Annotated in this window: 15 protein-coding genes; 10 read left to right on the forward strand and 5 right to left on the reverse strand. The window is 72.4% G+C overall.

Annotated elements, in window-relative coordinates; translation table 11 throughout:
* The first annotated feature begins 146 nt into the window (after positions 1 to 146).
* Complete coding sequence (locus tag AC0I8G_RS15255) at positions 147 to 1,520, forward strand: sugar porter family MFS transporter (RefSeq protein WP_471730701.1); 1,374 nt, start codon at positions 147 to 149, stop codon at positions 1,518 to 1,520.
* 19 nt (positions 1,521 to 1,539) lie between these two features.
* On the opposite strand, the gene AC0I8G_RS15260 is transcribed toward AC0I8G_RS15255, so the two are convergent.
* Together AC0I8G_RS15260 and AC0I8G_RS15265 are read right to left on the reverse strand one after the other, a co-directional pair.
* The gene (locus AC0I8G_RS15260; protein WP_471730665.1) at positions 1,540 to 2,427 is read right to left on the reverse strand and encodes an alpha/beta hydrolase; all 888 of its coding nucleotides are present in this window, start codon (positions 2,425 to 2,427) and stop codon (positions 1,540 to 1,542) included.
* 102 nt (positions 2,428 to 2,529) lie between these two features.
* Positions 2,530 to 4,008 (reverse strand): diguanylate cyclase domain-containing protein, encoded by a 1,479-nt coding sequence (locus AC0I8G_RS15265; protein WP_471730666.1) that lies wholly within the window; start codon positions 4,006 to 4,008, stop codon positions 2,530 to 2,532.
* A gap of 124 nt (positions 4,009 to 4,132) precedes the next feature.
* Between AC0I8G_RS15265 and purS the strand changes: the two genes are divergently transcribed.
* From purS to AC0I8G_RS15285, 4 genes are read left to right on the forward strand one after another with little or no spacing between them, the layout of a single operon-like run.
* Positions 4,133 to 4,405: a phosphoribosylformylglycinamidine synthase subunit PurS gene (gene purS, locus AC0I8G_RS15270; RefSeq protein WP_471730667.1), complete on the forward strand. Its 273-nt coding sequence runs from the start codon at positions 4,133 to 4,135 to the stop codon at positions 4,403 to 4,405.
* Positions 4,402 to 5,079, forward strand: coding sequence for a phosphoribosylformylglycinamidine synthase subunit PurQ (purQ, locus tag AC0I8G_RS15275; protein WP_471730668.1), 678 nt, complete (start codon positions 4,402 to 4,404; stop codon positions 5,077 to 5,079). The genes purS and purQ overlap by 4 nt, the downstream gene beginning before the upstream one ends.
* Positions 5,076 to 7,388 carry a phosphoribosylformylglycinamidine synthase subunit PurL gene (gene purL / locus AC0I8G_RS15280; protein WP_471730669.1) on the forward strand — a complete coding sequence of 771 codons (2,313 nt, stop codon included), beginning with the start codon at positions 5,076 to 5,078 and terminating at the stop codon, positions 7,386 to 7,388. Before purQ ends, purL begins: the two co-directional genes overlap by 4 nt.
* 49 nt (positions 7,389 to 7,437) lie before the next feature.
* Positions 7,438 to 8,517, forward strand: a complete 1,080-nt coding sequence (locus tag AC0I8G_RS15285; RefSeq protein WP_471730670.1) for a Gfo/Idh/MocA family protein — start codon at positions 7,438 to 7,440, stop codon at positions 8,515 to 8,517.
* A 36-nt stretch (positions 8,518 to 8,553) separates the two neighbouring features.
* Here the strand turns inward: AC0I8G_RS15285 and AC0I8G_RS15290 are convergent, their stop codons facing one another.
* Positions 8,554 to 9,126 (reverse strand): TetR/AcrR family transcriptional regulator, encoded by a 573-nt coding sequence (locus AC0I8G_RS15290; RefSeq protein WP_471730671.1) that lies wholly within the window; start codon positions 9,124 to 9,126, stop codon positions 8,554 to 8,556.
* Positions 9,127 to 9,210: 84 nt separating this feature from the next.
* Between AC0I8G_RS15290 and AC0I8G_RS15295 the strand changes: the two genes are divergently transcribed.
* The 4 genes from AC0I8G_RS15295 to AC0I8G_RS15310 all read left to right on the forward strand — a co-directional run bounded on the left by AC0I8G_RS15295 (position 9,211) and on the right by AC0I8G_RS15310 (position 12,307).
* Complete coding sequence (locus tag AC0I8G_RS15295) at positions 9,211 to 10,104, forward strand: SDR family oxidoreductase (protein ID WP_471730672.1); 894 nt, start codon at positions 9,211 to 9,213, stop codon at positions 10,102 to 10,104.
* 19 nt (positions 10,105 to 10,123) lie between these two features.
* Entirely contained in the window at positions 10,124 to 10,822 is a 699-nt protein-coding gene (locus AC0I8G_RS15300; protein ID WP_471730673.1) for a copper homeostasis protein CutC, read from the forward strand.
* Between the two features lie 8 nt (positions 10,823 to 10,830).
* Positions 10,831 to 11,712, forward strand: a complete 882-nt coding sequence (locus tag AC0I8G_RS15305) for an aminoglycoside phosphotransferase family protein (RefSeq protein WP_471730702.1) — start codon at positions 10,831 to 10,833, stop codon at positions 11,710 to 11,712.
* Between the two features lie 226 nt (positions 11,713 to 11,938).
* Positions 11,939 to 12,307, forward strand: a complete 369-nt coding sequence (locus AC0I8G_RS15310) for a hypothetical protein (protein WP_471730674.1) — start codon at positions 11,939 to 11,941, stop codon at positions 12,305 to 12,307.
* Between the two features lie 46 nt (positions 12,308 to 12,353).
* Here the strand turns inward: AC0I8G_RS15310 and AC0I8G_RS15315 are convergent, their stop codons facing one another.
* Positions 12,354 to 12,830, reverse strand: a complete 477-nt coding sequence (locus AC0I8G_RS15315; RefSeq protein ID WP_471730675.1) for a heme-degrading domain-containing protein — start codon at positions 12,828 to 12,830, stop codon at positions 12,354 to 12,356.
* A 175-nt stretch (positions 12,831 to 13,005) separates the two neighbouring features.
* On the opposite strand from AC0I8G_RS15315, the gene AC0I8G_RS15320 reads away from it, so the two are divergent.
* On the forward strand, positions 13,006 to 14,478 hold the full coding sequence (locus tag AC0I8G_RS15320) for a sugar porter family MFS transporter (RefSeq protein ID WP_471730676.1): 1,473 nt from the start codon (positions 13,006 to 13,008) through the stop codon (positions 14,476 to 14,478).
* Here the strand turns inward: AC0I8G_RS15320 and AC0I8G_RS15325 are convergent.
* On the reverse strand, positions 14,445 to 15,026 hold the full coding sequence (locus AC0I8G_RS15325) for a TetR/AcrR family transcriptional regulator (RefSeq protein WP_471730677.1): 582 nt from the start codon (positions 15,024 to 15,026) through the stop codon (positions 14,445 to 14,447). The two genes, AC0I8G_RS15320 and AC0I8G_RS15325, sit on opposite strands and share 34 nt — an antisense overlap.
* Positions 15,027 to 15,050: the final 24 nt, after the last annotated feature.

Here is a 15,050-nt window from a genome sequence, read left to right on the forward strand (position 1 = left end):
CGGGCGGGACGTCGGGCGGAGTGCTTGTCTTAGACGTTTCGCACCTGAGACCAGGAAACCGCCCACGACGACGTCGGAGGAACCCCATGACCGAGCACCACGGGCCGGATCGTGCCGCGGACGGCGGTGGTGGCCTCACCGGTGCGGTGGTGGTCGTCGCCCTGGTGTCGGCCATCTCGGGTCTGCTCTACGGCTACGACACCGGCATCATCTCCGGTGCCCTGCTGCAGATCAGTGACGACTTCGAGACCGGCAACGGCTGGGAACAGGTCATCGCCGCCTCGATCCTGGCCGGCGCGGTGGTCGGGGCCCTCACGTGCAGCCGGCTCAGCGAACGCCGGGGCCGTCGGGGAACCCTGCTCGTCGTGGCCGTGATCTTCGTGATCGGCACCCTCGGGGCCTCGCTGGCCCCCGATCCCGTGACCCTCTCCCTCGCCCGGCTCGTGCTCGGGTTCGCCGTCGGCGGCGCGACCCAGACCGCCCCCACCTACGTCGCCGAGCTGTCGCCGACGAAGTACCGCGGTCGCCTCGTCCTGTGCTTCCAGATCGCCATCGGGGTCGGCATCCTCATCGCCACGATCGTCGGGGCCAGCGAGAAGGTGGACTGGCGGATCTCGATCGGCGCGGCGTCCGTCCCGGCGGCGATCATGTTCCTCCTGATGCTCCGCCTGCCGGAGAGCCCGCGCTGGCTGCTGAAGTCGGACCAGGAGGACCGGGCCCGTGAGGCGCTCGAGCGCGTCCGTCCCGACCGCTCCGACGTGGACGGGGAACTGCGCGAGATCAGCGAACTCGTGCACGCCGAGAGCGAGGCCAGCACCAAGGGCTGGCGGGGTCTGCGCGAGGCGTGGGTGCGGCCGGCGCTGATCGTCGGCTGCGGGTTGGCGATCTTCACCCAGCTGTCCGGGATCGAGATGATCGTCTACTACTCCCCGACGATCCTCACCGACAACGGGTTCTCCGACAGCGCCGCGCTGCAGGTCTCGGTCGCCCTCGGCGCCACCTACCTGCTCACCCAGCTCATCGGCCTCGCCATCATCGACCGGGTCGGTCGGCGTCGGCTCACGCTCATCACGCTCCCGGGGGCGGCCCTGTCGCTGATCGTGCTGGGCACGTTCTTCGTCACCGGCCACGACGGCAAGGCGCAGGTCCCGTGGATCGTCGCCACCCTCGTCGCGTTCATGGCCTTCACCGCCGGGGGGATCCAGCTCATGGGCTGGCTCACGGGTTCCGAGATCTACCCGCTCGCCACCCGCTCCGCCGGTGCCGCGGCGCAGTCGGCGTCGTTGTGGGGGACGAACCTGCTCATCACGTTGTCGCTGCTGAGCATCATCGACACGATCGGCACGGGCCAGACGTTCTGGCTCTACGCCGCGTTCAACGTCGTCTCGTTCGTCTTCCTGTACCGCAGGATGCCCGAGCTCACGGGGCACAGCCTGGAGGAGATCGAGAGCCGGCTGCACGAGGGCCGGTTCCGCCCGCGCGACTTCGCGCAGGCCCGCGAGAAGACGTCCGCACGGTGATCGTCCGCCCGGTGACGCTTCACGCGAGCCGCGCGTCGACGAACTGCAACCACCCGGGGACCAGGCTGCGCCAGTAGCCCGTGGTGTGGGCGCCGTCGCCGATCCCGCCCGCCGGGGCGGGATCGCAGGCCGCCCGGTACGCCTCGGTCTGCCCCCGGAAGGGGTCGTCGACCCCGCAGGACACCGAGAGGGCGACCGACCCCGTCGCCGGGTCGGGGACCAGGTCGCCGAACTCCCGCCAGTCGGCGGCGTCGTCGAAGGACCCCGCCGACGTCGCCCCGGCGGAGGCGAACAACGCCGGGCTCCCCGCGGCCGCGGCGACGAGCTCCCCGGACGTGGGGAACCGTCCCGCGGTGACCTCCCGGGCCAGCAGGAGGGCGCCGAAGCCACCCATCGACCACCCCGCGACCGCCCAGCGGGACAGGTCGAACCCCGTGTCGAGGAGTCGGGGGAACAGCTCCCCGCGCAGCATCGCGAGCGGGTCGTCACCGTCCGTGCGGGGGTGCCAGTAGCTCGACCCGCCGTCGACGGAGACCACGGCCAGCGGTGACCCACCGGCGTCGACGTGCGCGGCGAGGAACTGGTGGACGCCGAGCTGGGTGAACGCGACGCGCGCGTCGTCACCGCGGCCGTGCAGGACGAGGAGCACCGGCAGACCGGACGGGACCACGCCCGGGGGAGTCGCCCAGCCCCAGGTCACCGGGCGAGCGCGGGCGGCGGAGTCGAAGGTCGCGAAGACGGGTTCCCCGGCCCCGGCCGACGGCACGGGGTCCGCGACCTGCCCGATGCCCAGGGTCGAGCGGATCCGGCTCCGGACGGGCCGGACCTCCAGGACCACCGCGGCCCCGCCCACGAGGAGCACGCCGGCACCGCTCGCGAGCACTGCCCGCCGCGTCGAGGTCGTCACTCTCCGATGGTGGCCCGGCACCCCCGTCGAGGGGCGCCGGTCACCGGATCTCCGCGAGGACTCCCCAGGACCTCGTCCCGCAGCCCGTCCCGGAGCCCGTCATCACTCGGCGAGGACGCAGCGCCCGCCGCCGGAGCGCTTGGCCGCGTACATCGCGGCGTCGGCCCGGGAGAGCAGCGAGTCGGCGTCGTCGCCGTCCTCGAAGGCGGTCAGCCCCACGCTGGCGCTGATCGTGGCCGGCCCGGCGGAGAGCAGGAACGGCGTGCGCAGCGCCACGACGACGGCCTCGGCCGTGTCGTCGGCGACCCCGGGGAAGAGGTCGGGCAGGACCAGGGCGAACTCGTCGCCCCCGAGCCGGGCGGCGAAACCGCCGGCCCCGGCCGCGCTGCGCAGCCGGTCCGCGACCTCGCAGAGCAGCTCGTCACCCGCCGCGTGCCCGAGCGTGTCGTTCACGGCCTTGAACCCGTCGAGGTCGACGAAGAGGACTGCGATCGCCGACTCCGCGCCCACGGCCTGCTCCAGCCGGCTGGTGAAGGCCCGCCGGTTCGGCAGCCCGGTCAGCGGGTCGACGAGGGCCAGCCGTTCCGCCTCCGCGGCCAGCCGCAGCCGGACCAGCGCGGCCGAGGCCAGCGAGCCCAGCGAGGCCAGGGCGACCTCGTCGAACTGCTGACCCTCCCGGTTGCTCGCCCGGGGGGCGACGATCCAGCGCAGCGGGCCCTCGTCGCCGAGCTCGTACCCGACCTCACCCCCACCGGGGGCCTGGCTCCGGACCACGAGGCGCTCGCTGGAGACCAGCGTGGCGCAGCGGGTCTCCAGCACGGCCACGAGGTCGTCCGCGGTGGTCACCTCGTGGATGCGGACGGCGGCCTCGAACAGCTCCCGCTGCTGCGCACGGCTCTGGTGGGCGCGTCGCCACGCCCACGCCGCGACCACGACGGCCATCCCGGGGACGAGGATCAGCGAGGCGACCCACGTGGGCATGACGACGTGGACGGCCGCCGCGAGGTAGCCGAGGACGGAGACGAGCAGGAACAGCGCCCCACCGATGAGCGCGCCCGGGTCGGCCAGTTCCTCGAACAGCGTCCGGTGGTACTCGATCGCGATGGACACGGCCGAGAGCAGGGTGTCCGCGGCGAAGTAGGTCGCCGCGCCGGCCAGCACCGCGAACAGCTGCACCGGACTGACCGGGTCGGTGGGCTGCAGCGCGGCGACGACCAAGGTCGCGAGCAGGCTGGAGACGATCGACGATCCCGCGTTGAAGAGCCGGCTCGACCAGGCCCGCCGGTCGACCAGGTAGGCGGGCAGCGCGGTGAGCGGCCAGGCCAGCAGCGCGACGGGGGTGTCGTAGAAGGTCTGCAGGTAGAACAGCAGCACGGGGGCGAAGGGCACCTGGATGCCGGTCGCCACGCTCGTCACCATCAGCGGGAAGCGGGTGAGGACCCAGCCGACGGGGATGCAGAGGGCCAGCGCCGTGAAGACGTCCTGGCTGGCCCCGGTCGCGTGCCACCACAGGGCGGCGCCCACCAGCACGAGCAGTCCCGCCACGAAGACACCGACGTCGAAGAGCACGGACGTGCTCACACGGCGTCGGGCGCGAGCGGTGTCCACGTCCTCTGGTCGGCAGGACCGCGGCGGTCCTTGAGCCTCCGCGGCGGCGGTAGCCTTGAGCACGCCGATCTCCCCCCTCCTCGAAGGAGCGCCGCGCATGGGCCGCGTCGTCATCGACGTCATGCCGAAACCCGAGATCCTCGACCCGCAGGGGAAGGCCGTCGTCGGCGCCCTTCCGCGCCTCGGGTTCGATCTCTTCACCAGCGTCCGTCAGGGCAAGCGCTTCGAGCTGGAGGTGGCCGGAGAGGTCACCCCCGGGGTGCTCGAGCAGGCCCGGAAGGCCGCCGAGACGCTGCTCTCGAACCCCGTGATCGAGGACGTCGTCAGCGTCCGGGACGCCTCCGGCACCCCGGCCAGGGTCACCGCGTGAAGATCGGCGTCGTGACCTTCCCCGGGTCGCTCGACGACGGCGACGCGCGTCGCGCGGTGCGTCTCGCCGGCGGCGAGGCCGTCGCGCTCTGGCACGCCGACGCCGACCTGCACGGGGTCGACGCGGTCGTCCTGCCGGGCGGGTTCTCCTACGGCGACTACCTGCGCTGTGGCGCGATCGCCCGCTTCGCGCCCGTGATGGCCGAGGTCGTCCGCGCGGCCGAGGGTGGGATGCCCGTCCTGGGCATCTGCAACGGCTTCCAGGTGCTGTGCGAGTCGCACCTGCTGCCGGGTGCGCTGGTCCGCAACGACCACCAGAAGTTCCTGTGCCGCGACCAGCGGCTGCGGGTCGAGTCGACCGCCACCGCGTGGACGTCCACGTACGCGGCGGGACAGGAGATCACGATCCCGCTGAAGAACGGTGAGGGCGGTTTCGTCGCCGACACCGCGACGCTGGACCGCCTCGAGGGGGAGGGCCGCGTGGTCTTCCGCTACCTCGACGGCAACCCCAACGGGTCGATGCGCGACATCGCCGGGATCAGCAACGAACGCGGCAACGTCGTGGGGCTCATGCCGCACCCCGAGCACGCCGTCGAGGAACTGTTCGGCCCGGGACTGGACGGCCTCGGCCTGTTCACCTCGGTGCTGAGCGCCGGACTGGAGGCACTCGCGTGAGCACGCTCACCGCCCTGGACACCGTGGGTCGTGCGGAGCAGACGCCGGACCACCCGCAGCCGTGGAAGGAACTCGGCCTCAAGGCCGACGAGTACGAGCGGATCCGCGAGATCCTGCAGCGCCGCCCCACCGGTGCCGAGCTCGCGATGTACTCGGTCATGTGGAGCGAGCACTGCTCCTACAAGAGCTCCAAGGTCCACCTCAAGACCTTCGGCGACCACCTCACCGAGGACATGAAGACCTCCCTCATGGTCGGGATCGGCGAGAACGCCGGGGTCGTCGACATCGGCCAGGGCTGGGCCGTGACCTTCAAGGTCGAGTCCCACAACCACCCCAGCTACATCGAGCCCTACCAGGGTGCGGCCACCGGCGTCGGCGGGATCATCCGCGACATCATGGCCATGGGCGCCCGCCCGATCGCCGTCATGGACTCCCTGCGGTTCGGCACGATCGACCACCCCGACACCGCCCGCGTCGTCCCGGGCGTCGTGTCCGGGGTCGGCGGGTACGGCAACTGCATCGGGCTGCCGAACATCGGCGGCGAGGTCGTCTTCGACCCGACCTACCAGGGCAACCCCCTCGTCAACGCCCTCTGCATCGGTTCGCTGCGCCACGAGGACCTGCACCTGGCCAACGCCCGCGGCGTCGGCAACCTCGTCGTGCTCTTCGGCGCCCGCACCGGCGGCGACGGCATCGGCGGCGTCTCGGTGCTGGCCAGCGAGACGTTCGACGCGACCGGCCCCTCGAAGCGGCCGGCCGTCCAGGTCGGGGACCCGTTCCAGGAGAAGGTGCTCATCGAGTGCTGCCTGGACCTGTTCCACGCCGGTCTGGTCGAGGGCATCCAGGACCTCGGTGGGGCCGGGTTGTCCTGCGCCACGAGCGAACTGGCCTCGGCCGGTGACGGCGGGATGGTCATCCACCTCGACCGCGTCCCGCTGCGCGACCCCTCGCTCTCGCCCGAGGAGATCCTCATGAGCGAGTCGCAGGAACGCATGATGGCGATCGTCACGCCGGCGAACATCGAGGAGTTCCTCGCGGTCACCGCGAAGTGGGACGTCGAGGCCGCCGTGCTCGGCGAGGTCACCGACGGCACCCACCTCGTCGTGCAGTGGCACGGCGAGACCGTCGTCGACGTCCCGCCGCGCACCGTCGCCCACGACGGCCCGGTCTACGAGCGCCCCTACGAACGTCCTGCGTCCCAGGACGCGCTGCAGGCGAACACCCCCGACTCCCTGCCCCGTCCCGGCACCGACGTGGAACTGCGCGACACCCTGCTGCGCATGGTCGCCTCGCCGAACCTCTGCTCGCGGGCGTGGGTCACCGACCAGTACGACCGCTACGTCATGGGGGGGACGGCGCTCGCGACCCCCGACGACGCGGGTGTCGTGCGCGTCGACGAGGAGACGAACCTCGGGGTCGCGCTGAGCCTCGACGGGAACGGCCGGTTCGCGCGGCTCGACCCGCGCACCGGGGCCCAGCTCGCGCTGGCCGAGGCGTACCGCAACGTGGCCGCGGCCGGGGCGAAACCCCTCGCGGTCACCGACTGCCTGAACTTCGGCTCGCCCGAGGACCCCGGCGTCATGTGGCAGTTCGCCGAGGCCGTCCAGGGTCTCGCCCTGGCCTGCGAGGAACTCGGGGTTCCCGTCACCGGCGGCAACGTGTCGCTGTACAACCAGACCGGTGACGACGGTCTGAACTCCGCGATCCTCCCCACCCCCGTCATCGGCGTCCTGGGCGTCCTCGACGACGTCCGTCGTCGCACCCCGTCGGGCTGGAAGGAGTCCGGGCAGAACGTCTACCTGCTCGGCACCACCCGCGACGAACTCGGTGGTTCCGAGTGGGCCTGGGCCGAGCACGGTCACCTCGGCGGCCTGCCGCCGGTGCTCGACCTCGCCCACGAGAAGCTGCTCGGGGACATCCTCGTGCAGTGCTCGCGCGACGGTCTGATCGACGCCGCCCACGACCTGTCCGACGGTGGCCTCGCCCAGGCCCTCGTCGAGTCCGTCCTGCGCTACGGGGTCGGCGCGCGGGTGTGGCTCGACGAACTCCTCGACCGCAACGGGATCGACGCGTTCACCGCGTTGTTCTCCGAGTCGGCCGGCCGGGCCATCGTGTCCGTGCCGCGCGAGGAGGAGATCCGGTTCACCGACATGTGCACCGCGCGCGGTCTCGCGCACGTGCGCATCGGGGTGACCGACGACGGCGACGGGAGCGTGCCCGGTCTGCTCGACGTGCAGGGCCGGTTCCAGGTCCCCGTCGCGGAACTCCGCGAGGCGCACACGGGGACGCTGCCGAAGCACTTCGGCTGAGTCCCCTCTCCCCACCCCACCACCCGGTGACGCGAACGCAGGAGGAACTGTGACCCCACCCGCCCCGACCCGTTTCGCCGTCGTCGGGAGCGGGTGGAGGTCGGAGTTCTTCGTGCGCCTCGCCCGGATGGCGCCCGACCGGCTGCGGGTGACCTCGGTGGTCACCCGCACCGCCGGTCGCGCCGAGGAGATCAGCACCGGGTGGGGGGTTCCCGCGGTGCTGACCCTCAGGGAGGCGTTGCGCGAGGAACCCGACTTCGTCATCGCGTCGGTGCCCTGGGCCGCGATGCCGGACCTCGTCCGCGAACTCGTCGCGGCGGGCGTGCCGGTCCTGGCCGAGACGCCGCCCGCCCCGGACGTCGAGGGTCTGCGGTCGTTGTGGCACGACGTGGGCGGTTCCGGACGCGTCCAGGTGGCGGAGCAGTACCTGCTGATGCCCGGTCACGCGGCCCGGCTGGCCGTCGTCCGCGACGGGACCGTCGGGGAACCGACGTCGGTGCAGATCTCCTCGACGCACATGTACCACGCGGTGTCGCTGGTCCGCGGCCTCCTCGGCGTCGGGACGGACGACGTCGTCGTCAACGCCCGCGAGTTCACCGCCCCGCTCCTCGACCCGCTCTCGGGTGCCGGGTGGGACCCGTCGGCGCGACCCCGGGACGCGACGACGACCCTCGCCACCCTCGACTTCGGCGGCCGCACGGGGCTCTACGACTTCACCGACAACCAGTGGTGGAACCCGCTGCGGGGCCGTCGTCTCCTGGTGCGGGGGACCCGCGGTGAGATCGCGGACGACGCCGTGACGCGGCTCGTCGACCCGGTCACCCCGGTCACCTCGCTCCTCTCCTACCGGCGGCGCGGGATCGACCTGAACCTCGAGGGCGTGGACCTCGACACGATCGCCCTCGACGGCCGGGTCGTGCACCGCAACGCCTGGGCCGGGACGAGGATGAGCGACGACGACGTGGCCGTGGCCGAACTCCTGGCCCGGACGGGGGCCTGGGCGCGCGGCGAGGGGGACGAGCCCTACCCGTTGGCGCAGGCCTGCCAGGACCACGCGATCAGCCTGGCCATGGCCGAGTCGGCCCGCTCGCACGCCGACGTCCGGGTCGGCGGCGAACCCTGGAGCTGAGACCGCCCGCTCCGCGCCGGGCCGGCGGGTGCCGGGTCAGCCGGGCCAGCCGGCCAGGCTGAGGCGCAGGGCCGCGAACAACTCCTGCTGGATCTGCGTCATCGTCCGGCCCGTGTCGTCCGCGATCCAGGTCTCGAACGCGACCCGGAACACCGTGATCGTGGAGTGCGCCAGCAGGGTCGCCGCGGGTTCGTCGACCCCGCGCTCGCGCAGGGCAGCGGCCACGGCCGTCGCCAGGGCGCTCATCTTCAGCTGCTCGCGTTCGGCGAGCGCGGGGTGGCCGAAGACGACGGCCGCGCGGCGCCGGGCCCACGGCCGGCGTTCCTCGCCGAAGAACTCGCCCGAACCGGTCAGGGCGTCCGCGGCCACCTCGGCGGGGTCGGTGGCGGTGGAGTTCGCCACGGCGAGGGTGAACTCCTCCAGCAGGCGCTCGCTGCCCGCGAACAGCACTTCGCGCTTGTCGCTGAAGCAGCGGAAGAACGTCCGCTCGGTCACCCCGGCGCGGGCCGCGATCTCGGCCACGGTGGTCCGCTCGTAGCCCTGCTCGTCGAAGAGGTCGAGGGCCGCCTGCTGCAGCCGCTGCGACGAACCGGGTTCCCACCGTGCCATGTCCCCATCCTAGGTGATGACAGAACCTGACATCGAGCGCTACGGTGATGTCGCAAGCTGACATCACTACCTGAGGAGAACCTCGTGCGTGTCTTCATCACCGGAGCATCGGGCTGGATCGGTTCGCACACCGTCGACGAGTTCCTCGCCCACGGGCACCAGGTCCTCGGCCTGGCGCGCTCCGACGCCTCCGCCGCGAAGCTCGAGGCCAAGGGGGTCGAGGTCCTGCGCGGCGACCTCGACGACCTCGGCGCCCTGCGTCGTGGCGCGGAGTCCACCGAGGGGACCGTCCACCTCGCCAACAAGCACGACTTCGCCAACCCGGCCGTCTCCAACGCTGCTGAACGTGCTGCGGTGCAGACGATCGCGGACACCCTCGTGGGTTCCGACCGGCCGTTCCTGCTGGCCGGCGGGCTCGGCGGACTGGCCCCCGGGCGTCTCGGCACCGAGGACGACGTCAGTCCGTTCGTCGGCCCCGACTCGATGCGTGGCGGTGCGGAGAACCTCGCCTTCGACTACGTCGACCGAGGGGTTCGCGTCCTCGCTGCACGCTTCGCCCCGACCGTCCACGGAACGGGGGACCACGGTTTCATCGCGGCGATCGTCGCCGCGGCCCGTGCCGCGGGCCGTGCCGCCTACGTGGGCGACGGGGCCAACCGCTGGTCGGCCGTCCACGTGACCGATGCCGCTCGCCTCGTCCGTCTCGCCGTCGAGGGCGCTCCCAGCGGGACGCGACTGCACGCCGCCGCGGAGGAGGGGATCACCACCCGGGAGATCGCCACCGCCATCGGTGCAGGTCTCGGCCTCCCCGTCGTCTCCGTCGAGGGGGACGAGGTCGCCTCGACCCTCGGGTGGATCGGTTCCTTCTTCGGCATGGACATGCCCGCCTCCAGCGTCAGGACCCAGGCCCTGCTGGACTGGGAGCCGGTCGGCCCGACGCTGGGTGAGGACCTCGCCGGGGGTGGCTACTTCGCCTGAGGCCCGACAGGGTGGGGGCGTGAGCACCGTCGTCGAAGTGGCCGTGACCGACGTCGACGGGGTGCGGGTCGCCCGCGCCGCCGGGGCGCACCGGGTGGAGTTGTGCGTCGCCCTCGAGGTCGGCGGTCTGACCCCGTCGCTCGGCCTCGTCGAACGGGCGGTCGAGGCCGCCGGACCGGTCGGGGTGCACGTCCTGCTCCGGCCCCGGCCGGGCGACTTCGTCCACGACGCGGACGACCTCGCGATCGTCCTGCGCGACGCCGGGGTGGTGCTCCAGGCGGGCGCCGCGGGGATCGTCGTGGGGCCGCTGCGGCCCGACGGTCGTCTCGACCTCGACGCCCTGCGTCGCTTCCGTGACGTCGCCGCGGGTGCGGAACTCACCGCCCACCGGGGTTTCGACGTGAACCCCGACGTCGAGTCCGGCGTCGAGGACCTCCTGACCGTCGGCGCGGACCGCGTCCTCACGTCCGGGGGTGCGGCCTCCGCCCACGACGGGACGGCCCGGATCGCCCGCGCCGTCGTGGCGGCGGCCGGCCGGCTCACGGTGATGGCGGGCGGCGGGGTGCGTCCCGAGCGGGTCCCGGACCTGCTGGCCGCCACCGGGGTGGGTGACGTCCACCTCTCGGCCCGGTCGCTGCTGGCCGCCGACGCGGGGTTCGGGGCCCGGTACCGGACCGATCCGGACCTCGTCACCGCGGCCGTGGGGGCGACGTCGTGACGCTGCGGATGCACGAGGACCAGGTCGACGTGAGCGCCGAGCTGGTGAGGCGGCTCGTGGACGGGCAGTTCCCGCGCTGGCGGGACGAACCGGTCCGCGCCCTCGACGGACCGGGGACGGTGAACGCCGTGTTCCGCCTGGGGGACCGGTGGGTGGTGCGGTTGCCGCTGCACCCCGGCGCGGCCGGGCTCGTCCGCCGCGAGGTCGAGGCCGCCCGCGAACTCCTCGGGGTCACCCGGTTCCCGACCCCGGAACCGGTGGCGCTCGGAGCGCCGGGGGAGGGGTACCCCTTCGAGTGGTCGGTCTTCACCTGGCTGCCGGGCACCACCGCGGACGAGGTCGACGTGGCCCACGGCGCGGAACTGGCCCGCGACCTCGCCGGGTTCGTCCGCGACGTGCGCTCCCTCCCGTTGCACGGCAGGCGCTTCGCCGGTCCGGGCCGCGGGGGTGACCTGCACGCGCACGACGCCTGGATGGCGGAGTGCTTCGAGCGGAGCGAGGACCTCCTCGACGTCCCGCGGTTGCGTGCGCTGTGGTCGGGGTTCCGGCGGCTGCCGCACGTGTCGGCGGACGTCGTCGTGCACGGGGACCTCGTCCCGGGCAACGTGCTCGTCGCCGCGGGGCGCCTCGCCGGTGTCCTCGACGTCGGGGGCCTCGCTCCGGCGGACCCCGCGCTCGACCTGGTCGTCGGCTGGCACCTCTTCGACGACCCGGAGCGCGAGGAGTTCCGGACCGCGGTCGGGAGCGACGGGCTCGCCTGGGTCCGGTCGCAGGCGTGGGCGTTCCAGCAGGCGATGGGTCTCGTCTGGTACTACGAGGTCACGAACCCGCGGATGAGCGCACTGGGGCGCTCGACGCTGGCTCGGATCGTGGCCGATCCGCTGGTCTGAGCACGCGCCGGGGCCCGGCGCGGGGCGGTGAGGGGAACCTTCTCACTCGTCCGGCCCAGTGGGGTCTCACCCGCCCAGAAGCGGGTCGCTCTGCCACTGGGGGTAACCGCAGGGTCGCTGGTTGAACACTCACGGTCATCGAGCCATGGTTGAGGTGTCGGGGCGAGCAGCCCCGCCCACCACTTCCCAGACCACCTCGCCCCCCCTCGAACCCAGGAGCACCACTGTGAGCAACGTCAACGAGACCCTGAAGAGCGCCCTCGAGATCGAGGGCGCCATCGCGGCCCTGCTGGTCGACCACGAGTCCGGCATGACCCTGGGTTCCGCCGGGGGCGGCACCCTCGACCTCGAGGTCGCCGCCGCGGGGAACACCGACGTCGTGCGCGCCGAACTGCGCACCCTGGCCCGCCTCGGCCTGGACGACGCCCCCGAGGACATCCTCGTCACCCTCGGGACCCAGTTCCACCTGCTCCGCCTGCTGCAGAGCAAGAACGGCTCCGGGTTGTTCCTCTACCTCGTGCTCGACCGCTCCCGCGCCAACCTCGCGATGGCCCGTCGCCTGCTGGCCGTCCTGGAGCGCGGCATCGAGCTCTGAGCCCCCGCACCCTCCGTTCGCGATCTTGCTGGGATTCCCCGCAAGATCACGGGTGGGAAGGGGCGAGGAACTCGGCGAGGACGCGGACCACGAACGCGTGGTCCTCGGCCTGGGGCAGCCCCGAGGCCGCGACGGATCCGACGACGCCGACCCCGCGCACCCGCAGCGGGAACGCCCCGCCGTGCGCGGCGAACTCGCGGGGGTCCAGCCGCGCGTCCACGTCGAAGTCGGCCCCGCTGAGGCGCCACCGCGTCCCCACCAGGAAGGACGAGTGGCCGAAGGCGTCCGCGACGTTCATCTTGCGCTGCAGCCAGCGGTCGTTGTCCGCGGCGGAACCGGGCAGCGCGGCGTGGAAGAGCCGTTGACCGTTGCGGCGGATCGCGAGCGCCAGCGGCAGTCCCTCGGCCCGCCCGCGCTGCACGAGCAGTGAACCGAGGCGCCACGCGTCGTCCTCGTCGAACCGGTCCAGGACCAGTTCCTCCTCGTCGGCGGTGAGGCGGGCGAGCAGGTCGGCGTCGTTCACGGGACTCCCCAGGGGATCGCGGTGGATGCGGGTACCCGGTGATCCTCTCGCGCCGCTGCGCCGGCTGCCTCGCCGGAGGGTCGGAGGGCCTCGTGAGGTTACTTTGTCTTGACATCTTGACGAGCATGCGTTTACGGTTCCGGGCGAGGTGCATCCGGAACGAAGGAGTTCTCCCGTGTCGACCACCCAGGGCAAGCCGGCCCCGTCCGGACGAGGAGCGGGTACGGCGCTGCCGCCCCTGAGCGCAGGTCCGTACCGCCGCAGGCTCGGGGTCGTGGCCCTCGTCGCGACGTTCGGCGGCCTGCTCTTCGGCTACGACACGAGCGTCATCAACGGGGCCCTCGACCCGATGGTCGAGGAGCTCGGGCTCACCGCGTTCACCGAGGGGGTCGTCACGAGTTCGCTCCTCTTCGGCGCCGCCGTCGGTGCGATCACCGGCGGACGGCTCTCCGACGCGTGGGGTCGGCGCAAGGCCATCCTGCTGATGTCGGCGTTCTTCTTCGTCGGCGCCCTGGTCTGCGTGTTCTCGCCGACCTTCGCGGTCATGGTCGTCGGTCGCGTCCTGCTCGGCCTGGCGGTCGGGGCCGCCTCGACGGTGGTGCCGGTGTTCCTGGCCGAACTCGCGCCCTACGAGATCCGCGGGTCCCTGTCGGGGCGCAACGAGATGATGATCGTCATCGGCCAGCTGGCCGCGTTCGTCGTCAACGCCATCGTCGGCAACGTGTGGGGCGAGTACGGCGGGGTCTGGCGCATCATGCTGGCCTTCGTCACCCTGCCCGCGATCGCGCTCTTCGTCGGGATGCTGCGGGTGCCGGAGTCCCCGCGCTGGCTGATCGACCACGGCAAGTTCGACGAGGCCGTCGAGGTCCTGCGCGAACTCCGTCCCGCCGGCCGGGCGGAGGCCGAGGCCCGCCAGATCGCCGACGCCACGTGGGAGGACTCCAAGCGCGTCGCCCTGGACTGGCGCCAGATCCTGTCCAACCGGTGGTTGCGGCGGATCCTGCTGATCGGCATCGGACTCGGTGTGGCGCAGCAGCTCACGGGGATCAACTCGATCATGTACTACGGCCAGGCCATCCTGAAGGAGGCCGGGTTCGACGACAGCACGGCGCTCATCGTGAACATCGCGCCCGGGATCATCGCCGTCGTCGGCGCGCTCATCGCGCTGCGGATGATGGACAGCTTCTCCCGCCGGAAGACGTTCGTCATCGGCTACACCCTGACGACCGTCTGCCACCTCTTGATCGGCGCGGCGTCGCTGGCCCTGCCGGTGGGCAACGCCCTGCGTCCGTGGGTGATCCTGTTCCTCGTGGTGGCCTTCGTCGGGTCGATGCAGACGTTCCTCAACGTGGCCACCTGGGTCACCCTGTCCGAGATCTTCCCGCAGAAGATGCGGGCGCTCGGGATGGGGACGTCGGTGTTCGTCCTGTGGTTGACCAACGCGTTCCTGGGGTTGTACTTCCCGACGCTGGTCGCGTCCGTCGGCATCACCGGGTGCTTCTTCGGTTTCGCCGTCATCAACCTGCTGGCCCTGGTGTTCGTGCACACCCAGGTCCCGGAGACCCGCGGCCGGACGCTGGAGGAACTCGAGGACGCGGTCACCTCGGGCCGGATCTACGACAAGGAGGTGCGCGACTTCGCCAGCTGATCGACGAGCTGCGAGGTCGTGCGACGCACCACGACGTCGATCGTGCCCTCCGCCCCGTCGAGCCAGGCCTGGACGGCGGTGTGCATGAGGGCCGTGGTGATCCCCGCGGCCAGCGCGGCCTCCTCCCGGGCCACCCCGTGGTCCAGGAGGCCGCGCTGGACGGTCGCGGTGAGGGCGGCGCGTTTGCGCAGTTCCCGTTCGACGAGCCCCTCGTCGGAGGCCACCAGGCCCCGGCGCAGCCGGAGTTCCTCGCGACGGTCGCCGAACATCGCCAGCGCCACGCCGGGCAGGTCGGCCAGCAGTCGGGGAAGGGCCCCGTCGGAGAGGTCGGCCGTGGCCAGGTGGCCCGCGACGGAGGCGAGGACCTCGTCCTCGCCGGCGAAGAACACCTCGCGCTTGTCGGCGTAGTGCCGGAAGAACGTCCGCGTGGTGAGGCCGGCCCGCGCGGTGATCTGCGGCACCGTCGTCTCCGCGAAACCCTGCTCGACGAAGAGCTCGAGGGCAGCGCGCTCCAGACGTTCCCGCGTCCCCGGTTCCCATCGGCCCACCTGCTCATCGTAGAGGGATGACAT

Source organism: Kineococcus sp. AC630, assembly GCF_979255925.1.

Excerpts from the sequence above, each read along its gene's own strand:
- purS (WP_471730667.1), top strand. The coding sequence starts at position 4,133 with ATGGGCCGCGTCGTCATCGACGTCATGCCGAAACCCGAGATCCTCGAC.
- AC0I8G_RS15290 (WP_471730671.1), bottom strand. The coding sequence starts at position 9,126 with ATGGCACGGTGGGAACCCGGTTCGTCGCAGCGGCTGCAGCAGGCGGCC.
- AC0I8G_RS15305 (WP_471730702.1), top strand. The coding sequence starts at position 10,831 with ATGCACGAGGACCAGGTCGACGTGAGCGCCGAGCTGGTGAGGCGGCTC.